The 16,492-nt window shown below is 43.9% G+C and carries 18 protein-coding genes; 13 read left to right on the forward strand and 5 right to left on the reverse strand.

The annotated features are described in order from the left end of the window. Positions 1-226: 226 nt before the first annotated feature. The 6 genes from V7R35_RS08620 (at position 227) to V7R35_RS08645 (ending at position 5,478) form a co-directional block, all read left to right on the forward strand. Positions 227-1,411, forward strand: a complete 1,185-nt coding sequence (locus V7R35_RS08620) for a D-alanyl-D-alanine carboxypeptidase family protein (RefSeq protein ID WP_334014339.1) — start codon at positions 227-229, stop codon at positions 1,409-1,411. A 153-nt stretch (positions 1,412-1,564) separates the two neighbouring features. Beyond that, positions 1,565-1,828: a DUF493 family protein YbeD gene (gene ybeD / locus V7R35_RS08625; RefSeq protein WP_334014340.1), complete on the forward strand. Its 264-nt coding sequence runs from the start codon at positions 1,565-1,567 to the stop codon at positions 1,826-1,828. 45 nt (positions 1,829-1,873) lie between these two features. Further along, positions 1,874-2,518, forward strand: a complete 645-nt coding sequence (lipB, locus tag V7R35_RS08630; RefSeq protein ID WP_334014426.1) for a lipoyl(octanoyl) transferase LipB — start codon at positions 1,874-1,876, stop codon at positions 2,516-2,518. After that, positions 2,511-3,473 (forward strand): lipoyl synthase, encoded by a 963-nt coding sequence (gene lipA / locus V7R35_RS08635; protein WP_334014341.1) that lies wholly within the window; start codon positions 2,511-2,513, stop codon positions 3,471-3,473. Before lipB ends, lipA begins: the two co-directional genes overlap by 8 nt. A gap of 99 nt (positions 3,474-3,572) precedes the next feature. Then, complete coding sequence (ansA, locus tag V7R35_RS08640; protein ID WP_334014342.1) at positions 3,573-4,580, forward strand: asparaginase; 1,008 nt, start codon at positions 3,573-3,575, stop codon at positions 4,578-4,580. A 58-nt stretch (positions 4,581-4,638) separates the two neighbouring features. Further along, positions 4,639-5,478 (forward strand): DUF2797 domain-containing protein, encoded by an 840-nt coding sequence (locus V7R35_RS08645; RefSeq protein WP_334014343.1) that lies wholly within the window; start codon positions 4,639-4,641, stop codon positions 5,476-5,478. A 104-nt stretch (positions 5,479-5,582) separates the two neighbouring features. On the opposite strand, the gene V7R35_RS08650 is transcribed toward V7R35_RS08645, so the two are convergent. Continuing rightward, entirely contained in the window at positions 5,583-6,134 is a 552-nt protein-coding gene (locus tag V7R35_RS08650) for an NAD(P)H nitroreductase (protein ID WP_334014344.1), read from the reverse strand. 136 nt (positions 6,135-6,270) lie between these two features. Beyond that, positions 6,271-6,873 (reverse strand): HvfX family Cu-binding RiPP maturation protein, encoded by a 603-nt coding sequence (locus V7R35_RS08655; protein WP_334014345.1) that lies wholly within the window; start codon positions 6,871-6,873, stop codon positions 6,271-6,273. 45 nt (positions 6,874-6,918) lie between these two features. On the opposite strand from V7R35_RS08655, the gene V7R35_RS08660 reads away from it, so the two are divergent. From V7R35_RS08660 to V7R35_RS08670, 3 genes are all read left to right on the forward strand, one after another. Then, on the forward strand, positions 6,919-7,098 hold the full coding sequence (locus V7R35_RS08660) for a hypothetical protein (protein ID WP_334014346.1): 180 nt from the start codon (positions 6,919-6,921) through the stop codon (positions 7,096-7,098). Positions 7,099-7,256: 158 nt separating this feature from the next. Then, positions 7,257-9,122 (forward strand): signal peptide peptidase SppA, encoded by a 1,866-nt coding sequence (gene sppA, locus V7R35_RS08665; protein WP_334014347.1) that lies wholly within the window; start codon positions 7,257-7,259, stop codon positions 9,120-9,122. A gap of 182 nt (positions 9,123-9,304) precedes the next feature. Next, positions 9,305-9,802, forward strand: a complete 498-nt coding sequence (locus V7R35_RS08670; protein ID WP_334014427.1) for a SprT family zinc-dependent metalloprotease — start codon at positions 9,305-9,307, stop codon at positions 9,800-9,802. Between the two features lie 43 nt (positions 9,803-9,845). Here the strand turns inward: V7R35_RS08670 and yfbV are convergent, their stop codons facing one another. Further along, complete coding sequence (gene yfbV / locus V7R35_RS08675) at positions 9,846-10,295, reverse strand: terminus macrodomain insulation protein YfbV (RefSeq protein ID WP_334014348.1); 450 nt, start codon at positions 10,293-10,295, stop codon at positions 9,846-9,848. 503 nt (positions 10,296-10,798) lie between these two features. Here yfbV and trxB point away from each other — a divergent pair. The 4 genes from trxB to infA all read left to right on the forward strand — a co-directional run bounded on the left by trxB (position 10,799) and on the right by infA (position 13,556). Continuing rightward, complete coding sequence (gene trxB / locus V7R35_RS08680) at positions 10,799-11,758, forward strand: thioredoxin-disulfide reductase (RefSeq protein WP_334014349.1); 960 nt, start codon at positions 10,799-10,801, stop codon at positions 11,756-11,758. Positions 11,759-11,805: 47 nt separating this feature from the next. Next, a complete protein-coding gene (aat, locus tag V7R35_RS08685; protein ID WP_334014350.1) occupies positions 11,806-12,552 on the forward strand; it encodes a leucyl/phenylalanyl-tRNA--protein transferase in 747 nt (248 codons plus the stop codon). After that, complete coding sequence (locus V7R35_RS08690) at positions 12,549-13,262, forward strand: arginyltransferase (RefSeq protein ID WP_334014351.1); 714 nt, start codon at positions 12,549-12,551, stop codon at positions 13,260-13,262. The genes aat and V7R35_RS08690 overlap by 4 nt, the downstream gene beginning before the upstream one ends. 75 nt (positions 13,263-13,337) lie before the next feature. After that, positions 13,338-13,556: a translation initiation factor IF-1 gene (gene infA / locus V7R35_RS08695; RefSeq protein WP_014949333.1), complete on the forward strand. Its 219-nt coding sequence runs from the start codon at positions 13,338-13,340 to the stop codon at positions 13,554-13,556. Between the two features lie 152 nt (positions 13,557-13,708). On the opposite strand, the gene clpA is transcribed toward infA, so the two are convergent. Together clpA and clpS are read right to left on the reverse strand one after the other, a co-directional pair. Next, the gene (gene clpA / locus V7R35_RS08700) at positions 13,709-15,985 is read right to left on the reverse strand and encodes an ATP-dependent Clp protease ATP-binding subunit ClpA (protein WP_334014352.1); all 2,277 of its coding nucleotides are present in this window, start codon (positions 15,983-15,985) and stop codon (positions 13,709-13,711) included. Between the two features lie 24 nt (positions 15,986-16,009). Continuing rightward, positions 16,010-16,330, reverse strand: a complete 321-nt coding sequence (clpS, locus tag V7R35_RS08705) for an ATP-dependent Clp protease adapter ClpS (RefSeq protein WP_334014353.1) — start codon at positions 16,328-16,330, stop codon at positions 16,010-16,012. Between the last annotated feature and the right edge of the window lie 162 nt (positions 16,331-16,492).

Below are 16,492 nucleotides of genomic sequence, written 5' to 3' on the forward strand. Positions count from 1 at the left end.
TTTCTTCGTCTAATACCTACTCACACCTAAACTTTTTTGATAAAACCTAGTCTTATACTCAGCCTTTCGATAGGATCACCCCATCGTCATTCAACATCGTTGAAGGCTGAACTATTAAAACGCTAATTTGGGTAGCTTAGATATCGTGATAATTGTAGTTTCACGTATTGTCTTTATCTTATTGCTACACACATAAACGGATAAAACGGTCAAAGATATTAGAACCATGCATAGAACAATTCAACGCGCTAAACCGTCACTACTTTCATTCGCCTTCCTTCTGATCGGCGCTTTGCTAAACATTGCTCACGCAGCGGTTGTTACACCGCCAGCCCCCACTGTTGCAGCTGAAGGTTTCTTACTTACCGATTTTGAAACAGGTCATGTTATTGCTTCGAAAAACGCCGACATGCAGTTGGCTCCGGCAAGCCTTACAAAAATAATGACGATTTACGTTATCGGTAAAGAGCTTCAAGCAGGCAATATTAGCCTAGACGACGAAGTGACCATTTCTGAAAACGCGTGGGCTAAGAAATTCCCTGACTCGTCAAAAATGTTTATAGAAGTAGGTACGCAGGTTTCTGTTCGTGATCTCCTCCGCGGTATTGTGGTTCAGTCGGGTAACGACGCTTGTGTTGCAATGGCCGAACACGTAGCAGGGTCAGAGTCAGCCTTTGCTAGCATGATGAATGCACACTCTCAGTCGTTAGGCCTTGTAGGCTCAAACTGGGTTAATGCACACGGCTTGCACGACCCAGACCACTATACAACACCACGTGATATGGCTGTGCTTTCAAGAGCATTGATTGCTGAAACGCCTGAAATGTACAAAATTTACAGCGAGAAAGAGTTCACCTTTAACGGTATCAAGCAGTATAACCGCAACAGCCTACTTTGGGACAAAAGCCTTAACGTAGACGGTATTAAAACGGGTCATACGTCAGATGCGGGCTACAGCCTTATTACCTCAGCAGAACAAGGCGATATGCGCCTTATTTCGGTTGTAATGGGCACAGACAGTGAGCGTGCTCGTAAGGTAGAAAACAAGAAGCTACTTAAGTACGGGTTTAGATTCTTCGAAACACTAACCCCTTATCAAGCAGGCCATAGTTTTGTAGCGCACCGCATCTACATGGGTGACAGAGAAACGGTAGACCTTGGAATTAACCAATCTACCCCCATTACTATCCCACGCGGTCAAGCCGCTAATCTTGAAGCGAATTTCGAGCTTGATAAGAAGCTAGAAGCGCCGCTGGCAAAAGGCCAAGTGGTAGGTAAGCTTTACCTTCAATTAGATGGTGAAGACGTGGCAAGTTATCCGCTAGTCACCCTTCAAGAAGTAAAAGAAGGTAGCTTTTTCAACCGAATGAAAGACTACATTATGCTTCAACTAGGTTTTGATGATGAATAAACATAAGCCTTTTATTCTATGTCATGGGTAAATAGGTTTACACGCCAAGCGTGTTAGCTATGTTTTTTTAGCGTAAATGCTAGTTGTGAAGCGGCCAGATTTGTTACAATCTGGCCGTTTTTTATATGAGATTGACAGTACCAAGGATATCGCATGGATACCCGTTTCGACGAACTATTAGACTTCCCAACAAACCAAACTTTTAAAGTGATGGGTGTGGCACATGAAGACCTGCCTCAACAGGTAGTATCGTGTTTGCAGCAGCACGCACCAGGCGACTACTCTCCTGCGGTTAAACCAAGCAGCAAAGGCACGTATCATTCGGTATCGGTTAGTGTGCGAGTTACCAGTAAAGAGCACATGGAAACGATTTACACAGAGCTAGCAAAACTAGAACTGGTTAGGGTTGTCCTGTAAGTGAGCGAACTAACTGCTAACGCAGCTACAAACACTACGCCAAGCATGCAAAACGTCATAGTACGACAACTTGGTCGTCAAGCGTATGAGCCAATTTTTGAAGCTATGAAACGCTTCACAGATGAACGTGACGAGCACACCCAAGATGAATTGTGGCTAGTAGAACACGACGCTGTATTTACCCAAGGTCAAGCTGGAAAGGCCGAGCATATTCTTATGCCTGGCGATATTCCTGTTGTGCAAGTAGATCGCGGCGGTCAAGTGACCTATCACGGGCCTGGCCAGCAAGTTATTTACTTAATGCTCAATATTAAGCGCCGCAAACTGGGTGTTCGACATTTAGTCACGGCGATGGAAGAAGCTGTGGTCGGACTACTTGCAAAATATGGCGTTAAAGCCTATCCAAAGCCCGATGCACCTGGCGTTTATGTCGACGAAAAAAAAGTGTGTTCCCTTGGCTTAAGAATACGTAATGGCTGTTCGTTCCATGGGTTAGCGTTAAATGTTAATATGGATTTATCACCGTTTCAGCGAATTAACCCTTGTGGATATGCGGGTATGGAGATGGTAGACACTGCCAGACTCCAAGGCCCAACATCACTTTCTGTTGCCGGCAGTGAGTTAACCCAATTACTACTTGAAGCGCTTTCCATCACGGAAACAACATATAAAGAAGGTTTTGATGAGTAACGCACGACCTCAAGCGGGTGTAAAACTCCGCGATGATGAAAAAGTAAAACATATTCCAGTCACCATTATTCCTACAGAAAAGGAAGAAATGCTGCGCAAGCCTGAGTGGATTAAGATCAAGCTTCCTCGTACTACCGAGAAGATTGACCACATCAAAAAAACGTTGCGCAAAAATAACCTTCATTCAGTGTGTGAAGAAGCAAGCTGCCCGAACTTGGCAGAGTGTTTCAACCACGGTACTGCGACGTTCATGATTTTAGGCGACATTTGTACTCGCCGCTGTCCATTTTGTGATGTTGCGCACGGCAAACCACTTCCTCCTAGTGCAGAAGAGCCAGAAAAACTAGCGAAAACCATCGCTGAAATGAATCTTCGCTACGTTGTTATCACTTCTGTAGACCGTGACGATTTAAGAGACGGTGGTGCACAACACTTTGTTGATTGCATTAACGCAATTCGTGAGCACAGCCCTTCTACCACAATTGAAGTGCTTGTACCGGACTTCCGCGGCCGCATGGATCGCGCTCTTGAGATCTTCAAAAATGGCGTACCGGATGTATTCAACCACAACCTAGAGACTATCCCGCGTCTATATCGTGAGTGTCGTCCTGGTGCAAACTACCAGTGGTCTCTTGATTTGTTGAAGAAGTTCAAAGCACAACACCCAGATGTTATGACTAAATCTGGTCTTATGATGGGTATGGGTGAAGAGAACGAAGAAATTCAAGGCGTGTTACGCGACTTGCGTGAGCACAACGTTGATATGCTTACACTTGGTCAGTACCTGCAGCCAAGTCGCCACCACTATCCTGTTAAGCGCTATGTTCATCCAAAAGAATTTGATGCACTTGGCGACTACGCAAAAGAAATTGGTTTTACTCATGCCGCTTGTGGACCTATGGTACGTTCAAGTTACCACGCCGACCAACAGGCAGCAGGTAAAGAAGTAAAATAAAAACAAGGCACCGTTAATACGTTGGTGCCATTACAAACTAAAATACAAAAGCGGTGTTAACACCGCTTTTTTGTTTACAGTGGTAAGTAAGGTTTATTGATGCGCAAACATATTTACATTGCCTACACCGGCGGAACCATAGGCATGAAGCCTTCAAAACAAGGCTACGTACCAGCTGCAGGCTTCCTTGCAGATACGCTCAAAAACATGCCAGAGTTCCATCGCCCTGAAATGCCGTTATTCACGTTACATGAGTACGATAACCTTATCGATTCTTCTGACATGAATCCGTCTGATTGGCAGCGCATAGCTGACGATATCGCCGATAACTACGACACTTACGACGCATTCATTATTTTGCACGGCACTGACACTATGGCTTACACCGCGTCAGCGCTAAGTTTCATGCTAGAAGATTTGTCTAAGCCTGTTATTGTTACAGGGTCACAAATTCCATTGGCCGAGCTACGTTCTGACGGCCAAGTAAACCTACTGAATGCATTGTATGTTGCTGCAAACTACCCTATTGCTGAAGTTGGTTTATTTTTTAACAACCGACTTTTACGTGGAAATAGAAGTCGTAAAGTGGACGCTGACGGTTTTAGCGCATTCGATTCACCCAATTTCCCTCCCCTTTTAGAAGCCGGTATTAACATTCGAGTAAAAGCGGGCAAGCTTGCTGAATCGCCTGAAAACACCTTAACGGTATCGAGCGTAAAAGCGCAGCCAATAGGCATGGTTAGCCTGTATCCCGGCATTGCGCCAGAAGTTATAAAAAATACGCTTCAACAGCCAGTCAACGCGCTCATTTTATTAAGTTATGGTGTTGGCAACGCTCCACAAAACCCAGAGCTTATATCACAGCTTAAATATGCCAAGTCTCGTGAAATACCAGTGCTAAACTGCACTCAATGTATGCGCGGTCGCGTTAATATGGGCGGCTATGCTACAGGGCATGGTTTGCAAGAGGTAGGTGTATTATCTGGCAGTGATATGACGCCAGAAGCGGCACTGGCGAAGCTACACTACCTACTAAGTAAAGACCTCACATTTGACGAAGTAAGTAAGATGCTAACCCAAAACTTGCGTGGTGAGCTAAGCGACTAGTAAAACTAGGTTTTAATTTTCAAACCATTAAAACAAACAATAAATATAAGGCAATACAGTGACAACGACTTATACGGGTATGCTTAAAAAGATGCGTACCCAAGCAGATGAAAACAACAAAGTAAGCTATACGCTCCCTATTGGTGATGATTTGGTTGATGTTAATGCACTTATAGGTAAAGAAATTACGCTTAACTTTAATGGCGAAATTAACTGCGTCAGCTGTAATCGAAAAACTAAAAAAAGCTTCAATCAGGGCTACTGCTATCCCTGTCTAATTTCACTCGCGCAATGTGATAGCTGCATTATTAAACCTGAAAAATGTCACTATCATGAGGGCACCTGCCGCGAGCCACAGTGGGGTGAAGAGCATTGTTTTAGCGAGCATTTTGTTTACTTGGCGAACACAGGCACCGTAAAAGTAGGCATTACTCGCCAAGTCTCTGATGGTGTGTCAGTACGTTGGATGGACCAAGGTGCTACACAGGCAACGATAATGCTGCGCGTGCCCGACCGCTTAACAAGCGGCTTAGTAGAAACATTGTGTAAAGATCACATAGCCGATAAAACAAACTGGCGAACCATGCTAAAAGGAAAACCAGACGAGGTTGACCTAGAGGCGGTAAAGTCTGAGCTTATGGAAAAGATTAGCGCTGATCTCGAGGCACTTAAACAAGAAAAAGGATTACAAGCGGTATCAGAGGTTAACGCGGTTACGCACGATATTCACTATCCTGTAGAAGAATATCCTGTAAAAATTAAATCGCTAAACCTTGATAAAACACCTGCATTTACCGGCGTGCTGCAAGGTATTAAAGGTCAATACTGGATGCTAGATGAAGACCGTGTTATCAATATCCGCAAATTCGCTGGTTATAACGCAACATTGAGTTTTTAGCGCCGAGATTGTGTCATTAAACATTCGAGGCTAAATGCCCACTGTTTGTAGATATTAGACATTAAAAAGCGCCGTAACAGGCGCTTTTTTTATCTGACAACCCTTCACTTCCAATATTCGAAGTAATCTGCACTGTTTCGTTGTGGTTTAGGCGCAGGCTCAAACGCAGGTGTTCCTAAGTACAAGTACCCTACAATTTCATCATCCTCGGCTAACCCCAAGCCATTTTTAACCGTTTCACACTGTGCGTAGCTACCCGTGCGCCACATTCCGTTAAAGCCTTGCGCTACCGCAGCCATTTGCATCGCCATCACTGCACAACTTGCTGAAGCGATTTGTTCAACTCTTGGTACTTTTTCGTGCTCAGTGTATTTGGCTATTGCAACGATAACCATTGGTGCTCGATGCGGTAGCTGCACCGCACGCTCAATTTCTTTCTGCGACTTTTCATTTTCAATGGCTGATTGCTCATACAACGCCCCTAATTTGTCGAGGCCCTTACCTTCACAAACAATAAAGCGCCACGGCGTTAGACAAGCGTGATCCGGCGCGCGAAGCGCTGCTTGCATTATGTTTTCAAGCGCGTCCCCTGATGGCGCAGGCGCCGATAAACGAGGTTGAGAGCTTCTATTTAATAATAACGTTAGTGCATCCATGTGCGTTCTCCACCCAAAAAGTGTTGTTAATATCAACAAGATAACGGCGTTGATTTGTATACACAGGATCCTACGACTCACTTACAAAAAAGACCAGAAAAATCCGGTCTTAATTGGTTTAAATAAGCGGCATGGTTCAGCTGATTTCTGTCTTGGTAAAGAAGTGGTCAACACTTACGTAACGCCCGCCACCATAGAAAAACAATACCAACAACATAACGAAGTACGTTGCACCAAACTCAATACCATTGTTCAGCACAACAAAGTTTCCACTCGATGTTAGCCAGTCATAATGACCGTGCTCTTGTAACAGCGACTTCGCTGCGGCCAGTTTGTCAGGTGCTTCCATTACGCTTTCATTAAGTAAAATGGTACCGTCTGCTAACCAAGACGAAGCATCTGCTATGGCCAGCCAGCCATTTTCTGCGTGTACGCTTACCATCGCTACAATCATGGTTATCATTAATGGAATACTTACCAGCCGTGTTAATGCACCAAATAAAATGAATATTCCGCCCACTAACTCCGCTGCAGTGGCCAAAAATGCCATGACCAGCGGAAATGGAAGACCAAGCCCATAGTCTTCATTACCAAACCAGTCTACGATACCATCAAAGCTTGACGCTTTGTTCCAGCCTGCTTGAATCATTACTGGTGCAAGATATAAGCGAAGCAGTAATAATGGGATGCCGTCTACATGGCGCAAACTGTCTACGAATTTAGAATAAAGAGATGTCATGAGCATCAACCTGTAATTGTGTGGTAGTTAGTAGAACGACAAACTATGAAAAAAATTTCATCTAAGCAGTCAAAAACATCGCCGTTTACACGAATTATGCAAAAAGGGCACGAAAAAACCCGATACAAAACGCCATCAGGTAAATTGCTTATGCAGCTAAGTGAAAATGATCATAAACGTATTGCGAAGCTCATAAGCCAATGGCTTGATAGCAAAGAAAATTAAACGTGGATGTGTCAAACATAACAAAAAATTACAATTCTATTAGCGATCTTACTCGATTTAGGTAACATAATAGAATGACGATGTGCGAATAACCTCAACGCACTGAATTACATCGATACATACACCTGTTGAAAATAATTTAAAAAAGGTAGTGATTTATGGCAGCCAAAGGAAATTGGACTAAATCCTTGTTTATTGGCTTGTGGACGGTGCTTAACTTCACCCGCAAACTTTTCTTTAATATCATCTTTATTGTCATTTTCGCGGGTATCATTATCGCGGCAACCAGCTCAGACAACGACCCTCTTACCGTTAATGCAAACAGTGCTTTGTATTTAACATTGAACGGTAAATTGGTTATCGAAAAAGAAGGCATTGACCCGTTTGAACAATTTCTACAAGACGCTCTAGGTGATGAGCCGGAAAACCCGGAAGTACTAGTACGCGATGTAGTAAAAGTGTTGGAAAACGCACAGAAAGACCGTCGTATTAAAGCGCTAGTCCTAGACCTGCACGGTTTGACAGGTGGCGGATTAGACAAACTGCGCGTGGTAGCAGAAGCCATAGATGAATTTAAAACATCTGAAAAGCCGGTGTACGCGATTGGCGATTACTTCTCTCAAGACCAATATTATCTTGCTGCGCATGCTGACAACATTTATTTGAACCCAATGGGCGGCCTAATGCTTGAAGGCTACGGTCGATACGGCATGTATTTCAAAGATATGCTTGAAAAGCTTAAAGTTACAACGCACATTTTCCGTGTAGGTACGTACAAGTCGGCTGTTGAGCCAATCATGCGTAACGATATGTCAGAGGAAGCGAAAGAAGCAGAGAAGCAATGGCTTGATGGCTATTGGAATCAATACAAGCAAGATGTTGCCGCTGCACGAGGCATTGAAACATCGAATTTCGACGAAACACTTGAGGGGCTGCTAGGAAAGTTTGAGGCAGCTGGCGGGGACTTTGCACAATACGCTCTGGAAAATGGATGGGTTGATGCGCTTAAAACCCGTGAAGAAGTAAGACAAGAGCTTATTGAACTGGTAGGTGACGGTGATAACCGCCACGGCGTGAATTTAACCGCGTACAGTACTTATTTGAAGGTGGTAAACCCGCCATTGCCGGCAATTGAAAACAATATAGACAAAGTGGCTATTGTTGTAGCTAAAGGTACCATTTTAGATGGCGATCAAAAAGCAGGAACAATTGGCGGTGACAGTACTGCGCGTCTATTAAGAAAGGCGCGTTTGGACGACAGCGTTAAAGCAGTGGTACTTCAAATTGACTCTCCTGGCGGAAGCGCGTTCGCGTCGGAAATTATTAGGCAAGAAGTGCTACAGCTACAGCAAGCAGGTAAACCTGTTGTTGCATCAATGAGCACCTATGCAGCGTCAGGTGGTTATTGGATTGCGGCCAGCACCGACAAGATTATTGCAAGCCCAAGCACTATCACAGGTTCAATTGGCGTTTTCGGTATGTTTATGACGTACGAAAATTCGCTTGATTATATTGGTGTTCATAGTGACGGCGTTGGCTCTACGGAACTAACTGGGTTCTCGGTAGCGCGCCCATTGGCACCAGAATTCGGTCAAATTTTGCAGCGTAATGTTGAAAACACGTACGGCAATTTCTTATCACTTGTTGCATCATCACGCGAGATGACCGTTGAAGAAGTAGACGACGTAGCGCAGGGCCGCGTATGGATTGGTGAAGATGCGCTTGAACTTGGACTTGTTGACCAGCTTGGCACGCTTGAAGATGCTGTGTCTGCAGCGGCAGAGTTTGCGGCATTGGAAGAATACGATACGCAATACGTACAGCACTCGTTATCAGCACAAGACCTATTCTGGAAAGAGTTCTTTGGTCAGGCGATGACTTATGTTGGTAAATGGCAATTTTCAAATGCCGATTCAGCATTAGTAAACGAGTTTAAACGCGTACTTAAAGAGTTCAGCGTTGTTAACCGCCTAAACGACCCTAAGGGCACCTACGTACTTTGTTTGCCTTGTGACGTCAGGTAGAAAAAAGCGACGTTAGGTAGTAGAGAGCTAACGTTAGGTAGTAAAGAGTTGACGTAAGTTAGAAAGAGTTTGCGTTAGGTATTACGAATACATAACCAACATCAATCAGTTCAAATCGCGCTTGTGTTAACTATCACAAGCGCGTTTTTATTTTTAACCGTATTTCCTATTCAGGTGTAAGTATCGCACTCTCGGATTTATCCCCTACACTAAAACACGCAATTGAAGACGCTGTAGAGCATTACTATAAGCAGGCTGACAGCTATTTTAAAAGGTATTTTACGCGCCCCACGCTTTCTTTTCGTCGTTCAGGGAAAAATGCAGGCTCTGCATTTTTGCAACAAAACAGAATCAACTTCCACCCTGTGTTATTTAAAGAAAATACCGAAGCGTTTCTTACCGACGTGGTGCCCCACGAGATAAGTCACTTATTGGTATGGCAATTATTTGGAAAAGTGAAACCTCACGGCAACGAATGGCAAAGCATTATGCGTGGTGTATTCAATCGCGAACCTAATACAACACACAGTTTTGATACCAAGTCGGCAGTAAAAACATTTGCATATCAATGCCAATGCAATACGTATTCACTTTCAACACGCAGGCATAACAATGTCAGAAAAGGTACTCAGTACAGGTGCAAGCGTTGCAATCAAATCCTTACACCCGCTTTGCAGTAGTTGGTATCAGTAGGTTGAATCTGGGTTAAACTGAAGCAGACCTTTAGTTAAACCAATGCTTTGTAAATACGCTATCTAAGTCGTTGAAGGCGGTTTTTAATAGCTTTGCCAATTCTTTGTACTTTGGTTTTGACTTTGCGGAGGCCACATTACAACCTTGCGTACGCATTTTTGCGTGGATCTCTTGATACCAACTTTTAAGCTGTGGAGGCAAATACTGATCAGAACGATGGCCAAGCCATAACAAGCCTTGTAGAGGAAGACTTAAGAAAAATGCACCAATAGCGATGGTTTGAGGAAGATACTCTGCGCCGAGGTTATGTAATAACAAAGCACAAGAAACCAGCGCCACAGGAGGCATGGTTTTTATTGCAAATTTGGTTGCAGCCACAACGCGACACTCAGGAAAAAAGGCGTACAGCTCTTTTCTCATAGGCCATGTTTTCATGTACTGCTGACCGTCTTTTAACATTGCCATCACTGATTGCGACATGGCTTTTCTCCTCAAAACAACACAACTCGGAGCTTGTATTCTTCGCTGTTGAGCTTTCTGCTTATCAGGCCTTTAGTTAACTCACTGGCAGCTTTAACCGCGTTTATTCTAGAGTTTAAGACCCAAACGAGAATAACGTTAACTCGTTGCTGCTTATTCTCGAAATTGTAATACGGTTTTAAACTAATACAAGCTGTGTTCCCCATAAAATACGGTTGACACACCGCAACTGCTTAATGTGGAAAAACTTTAATAAGCAACGTGCAATCTCAATTACACTCAATCATAAAGACACTTTCAGCTACATAAATTTAGAACAATAACGCATAAGAACGTTCACTCTTTAAGTGACTTTTGACCTCATTGAAGGCATCATACGGCCTTCAAAATTAGAACAATAAAATGCAGACTAGCATTGAGGTTGAAATATAACGTGATGCCCTCATCTAGCGTATTATAGAAAGAACATATGCCCATAAGTGGGTCAATACTTGGAGACGAAAATGGCAGAAAGCAGACACGTCCGTCTACTTATTTTAGGTTCAGGCCCTGCTGGCTACTCAGCGGCAGTTTATGCAGCACGCGCTAATTTGGAACCTGTACTTCTTACTGGGATTCAACAAGGCGGACAGCTTACTACCACTACAGAAGTAGAAAACTGGCCGGGTGATCCAGAAGGTCTTACTGGCCCAGATTTAATGGTACGTATGCAGAAGCATGCTGAAAAATTTGATACTGAAATCATCTTTGACCACATCAATAAAACAGATTTTAGCAAACGCCCATTCACGCTTTATGGCGACAGCGGCACATACACTTGTGATGCGCTTATTATCGCAACGGGCGCGTCTGCAAAATACCTTGGTATGGAGTCTGAACAGGCATTCATGGGTAAAGGTGTATCGGCATGTGCAACGTGTGATGGTTTCTTCTATCGCAACCAAAAAGTTGCGGTTGTTGGTGGTGGTAACACGGCTGTTGAGGAAGCGCTTTATCTATCAAACATCGCTTCAGAAGTGCATGTAATTCACAGACGCGACACCTTCCGTAGCGAAAAGATTCTAGAGCAGCGTTTACGTGATAAGGCAGAGAACGGAAACGTTGTACTGCACTTGAACCGCACGCTAGACGAAGTGCTGGGTGACGACATGGGCGTTACTAAGATCCGCATTAAAGACACTGAAAGCGAAGCAACGGAAGAGCTTGATGTAATGGGTCTATTCATTGCTATAGGCCATAAGCCAAATACCGACATTTTCGACGGTCAGCTTGAAATGAAAGACGGCTACATCACTGTTAACAGTGGTACAAATGGTAACGCCACACAAACCAGCGTAGAAGGTGTTTTTGCAGCAGGTGACGTAAGCGATCATATTTATCGTCAGGCAATTACATCAGCAGGAACTGGCTGTATGGCTGCACTTGATGCTGAAAAATTCCTTGACGGTTTAGCGTCTAAATAGCATTAGCTTTAAAATGATAAGGCCCTTAACCAAGGGCCTTTTTTATTATGATTGCTTTACATTATATTGAAGAAGGCGCGCCCTTCCCTCCTGTACATACTGCGTTATCCGAGCCCAACGGACTGCTCGCTTTCGGTGCTGACCTAAGCCCCGCTAGGTTATTTTCAGCCTATTCACAAGGTATTTTCCCATGGTTTAGCGATGACGAGCCGTTGTTATGGTGGTCGCCGGACCCACGCGCCATTATCGAATTAGACGACTTTATCGTCTCGAAAAGCCTTAAAAAGCTTGCTAGACAACAAAAATACAAAGTAACGCTCAATCATGCGTTCGAACGCGTTATCGACGCTTGTTCTTCTATACCGAGAAAACGTACAGACGGTAATGACATGTCAACTGAGACATGGATAACCGACGATATGATGATGGCCTACACACAGCTGCATGGACTTGGTCTTGCCCACTCTGTCGAGGTGTGGGAAGACGATATGCTAGTGGGTGGTTTATATGGTGTGGGCATAGGCAATATTTTTTGTGGTGAGTCTATGTTTCACGTTAAAAGTAACACATCGAAATTAGCAATGCTGTCGCTTGTGCAACACATGAAGTCTCACAACATGGCATTTATCGACTGCCAGTTGCCAACGGATCACCTCGAATCTTTGGGTGCAAAAGCAATTTCAAGAAACACTTTTATTGAAAAATTGCGTATAAACAACCACACTTTGAACGATAAAGGTGAACTCTCTGATGAATATATTGAACGTTGGCAAGCCAAGGTTGTAACACCATGAAGTTTGGAATTACGCAGTCTTTTACCTGTAGCTATTTGCCTGATGAGCAAGAACAGTTACTTGTATATGCTGAAAGTAGCGACTTCCAAGCATGGCGATATTCTCAGTTAATTCAGGCAGGCTTCAGACGCAGCGGCGAGCAAATTTATCGACCCCATTGCCCTAACTGTAATGCGTGCCAATCGGTACGAATTCCGGTTGACGACTTCCGCCCATCTCGCAGTCAGAAGCGCATTTTAAATGCAAACAGCGCATTTAGCGTGCGCCTTGTTGATGAGCCTAACGCCTTTTATTACCCACTTTACGAACGCTATATCAGTGAACGGCATGCGGATGGCAGTATGTATCCACCGTCTAAAACACAGTTTGATAGCTTCGTTCGATGCGAGTGGATGACCACACACTTTTTAGAGGCCTATGACGGTGATAAGCTAATCGCGGTAGCCGTGACAGACATCGTTGATGCTAACGAATCTCAAGGTGCACTCTCTGCGCTTTACACATTTTTCGATCCAGACTATGCGTCTGCATCACTAGGCACCTGGATGATACTTATGCAAATACAGAAGGCTAAAACACTTGGCCATCGCTTTGTGTATTTGGGATATTATGTTCAAGGTTGTCAAAAGATGTCATATAAGCACAAGTTTTTACCCTTCGAACAGTTCAGCGACAACGAATGGCGTCTATTTACTAAAAAACCCACTTAATTGCTTTACACTGAACCCAAGATTGGGTAAGGTCTGCGCGGCAAAAATTTTGAATTACTGAGGTAACTGCTTTACATGGCAAAAGAAGATTGTATTGAAATGGAAGGTACTGTGCTAGACACGCTACCTAATACTATGTTCCGCGTTGAACTAGAAAACGGTCACGTAGTGACTGCACACATCTCTGGTAAAATGCGTAAGAACTATATCCGAATTCTTACTGGCGATAAGGTCACCGTTGAGATGACGCCTTACGATTTGACTAAAGGTCGTATCGTATACCGCGCCAGATAATGTGCCATTGAAGCGGTAACGCATTGTAAAAAGCCCGATGACTATCGGGCTTTTTTGTATCTAAGATAAATAGAACTTAGTTTTTAGAAGCAATAAAAAAGGCCAGTTTTCACTGACCTTCTTTTGCTAAACGTATAATAACTTTTTCAGCCTTAGCTTGGTTCAGCCTCTTCTGATGTGGCATCTACACCAGTAAACGAAAACGTTAGTTTGTCGTCTACGCAGTCCACTTTCACATTACCGCCTTTTGAAAGCTCTCCAAACAACAGCTCGTTTGCCAGCTCTTTCTTAAGCTCATCTTTAATAAGGCGTGCCATTGGACGAGCGCCCATTGACTTGTCATAGCCTTTTTCAGCAAGGTATGCTCGGGCGTCGCTTGTCACCTCAAGTGAAACGCCTTTTTGGTCAAGCTGAGCTTGAAGTTCGATAATAAACTTATCAACCACCTGCAGAATAATTTCTGAATCTAGGTGATTGAACCAGATAATTCCGTCTAGGCGGTTTCTGAATTCAGGTGTAAACACTTTATTGATTTCAGACATCGCATCGTGGCTATGGTCTTGCTGCTTAAAGCCAATCGACTTACGCACCGTTTCCTGAACACCAGCGTTGGTCGTCATTACCAACACAACGTTTCTAAAATCAACCTTACGGCCATTGTTGTCGGTAAGCGTACCGTGATCCATTACCTGTAGCAGAATGTTGTAAATATCGCTGTGCGCTTTTTCGATCTCATCAAGAAGTACTACTGAGTAAGGGTTCTTAATGACGGCGTCAGTAAGTAGACCGCCTTGGTCAAAGCCAACATAACCGGGAGGGGCACCAATTAAACGGCTTACAGCATGACGCTCCATGTATTCCGACATGTCAAAACGCACAAGCTCTACACCCATAATTTTTGCTAGCTGCTGTGTAACCTCTGTCTTACCAACACCTGTCGGACCGGCAAACAAGAAACTACCAATTGGCTTCGTTTCAGCACCTAAGCCCGAGCGTGAGAGTAAAATAGCGTCGTTAAGCGTCTCTATGGCCTGATCCTGGCCAAACACCACCATCTTAAGGTTACGACCCAAGTTCTTCAGCACCTCTTTATCAGACGCTGATACCGACTTCTCTGGAATGCGTGCCATCTTAGCAATTATTTGTTCGATATCGCCGACACCAATCGTCTTTTTACGCTTTGACGGTGGCAACAAGCGCTGGCTTGCACCGGCTTCATCCATCACGTCGATGGCCTTATCAGGCAGATGTCGCTCGTTTATGTACTTTGAAGACAATTCAGCCGCTGCTTGAATAGCTTTTTGCGTAAAGCGCACATTGTGGTGCTCTTCATAACGGCTTTTCAGACCCATTAGAATCTTAGTCGTATCGCTTACGCTAGGCTCAGTAACGTCCACTTTCTGGAAGCGGCGTGCCAGAGCGCGATCCTTTTCAAAAATACCTTGGTATTCCTGGTAGGTAGTTGAACCAATACAACGCAATTCACCACTAGATAGTTTAGGCTTGAGCAGGTTAGATGCATCCATAACACCACCCGATGCAGCGCCGGCACCAATAATAGTATGAATTTCATCAATAAACAGAATAGCATTTTTGTCTTTGCCAAGTTCTTTCAGAATAGCTTTTAAACGCTTTTCAAAATCGCCACGATATTTAGTACCCGCTAGAAGGCCACCTAAATCAAGAGAATAAACCGTGCTTTCGGCAATAACATCTGGCACATCGTCGTTAACAATACGATAAGCGAGACCTTCGGCTATGGCTGTTTTACCAACACCCGCTTCACCAACTAACAGAGGATTGTTCTTTCTTCTACGACATAAGATTTGAATAGTGCGTTCTACTTCTGAATCGCGACCAATAAGTGGGTCTATTTTGCCGTCTTTGGCATGGCGGTTTAAATCGGTAGCGTATTTACTTAATGCAGAACCGCCCTCTTCACTGCCCTCGGCCTCATCACCGGCTTCTGGATTCACTGGTTCGTCGTCATCAGCTTTGCTTACGCCATGGCTAATGAAGTTCACCACGTCAAGGCGCGTTACATCTGACTTTTTAAGAATGTAAACGGCTTGAGACTCTTGTTCGCTGAAAATCGCGACAAGAACGTTAGCACCCGTTACTTCATCTTTCCCCGACGATTGAACATGAAACACTGCGCGCTGTAACACACGTTGAAAGCCCAAGGTAGGCTGCGTCTCGCGGTCGGTTAACTGGTCTTCTAGAATAAGTGGCGTTGTGTCTTTTACAAAAGATAGGAGCTCGCTTTTAATCGACTCGATATCAGCGCCACATGCTTTCAGAGCTTCTCGAGCTGCTGAGTTGTCGAGCAATGCCAACAACAAGTGCTCTACCGTCATAAACTCATGACGGTGCTCTCTGGCAAATACAAACGCGCTATTCAGCGTTTGTTCTAATTCTTTGTTTAACATATTGCTCGCCCTCTACAAAATACCTTATGCCTGTTCCATCGTGCACATCAACGGATGCTGATGCTTGCGTGCGTACTGATTTACCTGCATTACTTTCGTCTCTGCTATCTCAGCAGTGAAAATGCCACACACGGCTTTACCCTGATAATGAACGGTTAGCATAAGTTGGTTGGCTTTCTCAGCGTCCATATTGAAAAACTGCATGAGTACCTCAATGACAAAATCCATCGGCGTGTAGTCGTCATTATTCAACAACACTTTGTACATGGGAGGCGGCTGCGGCTTCTGTCGCTGCGCGTCTTTCTGTTTTTCCTTATCGATACTAATGGTGTTGTCTTTACTCATAACTTAATAATAGTGGTTTAATGGCATTTATGTGCACAAACTTTCGAATAAATTTATTCACATTTGCCCTTGACATAATGTGGTTAAAAAATCTACATTTTGATAGTGGGATTGAGTGTTACTCTGTTTCAATACTTTTAAATACTGTATCAACACTGAATC

The sequence above is a fragment of the Alteromonas sp. S167 genome (assembly GCF_036864375.1).
Lineage (GTDB): Bacteria > Pseudomonadota > Gammaproteobacteria > Enterobacterales > Alteromonadaceae > Alteromonas.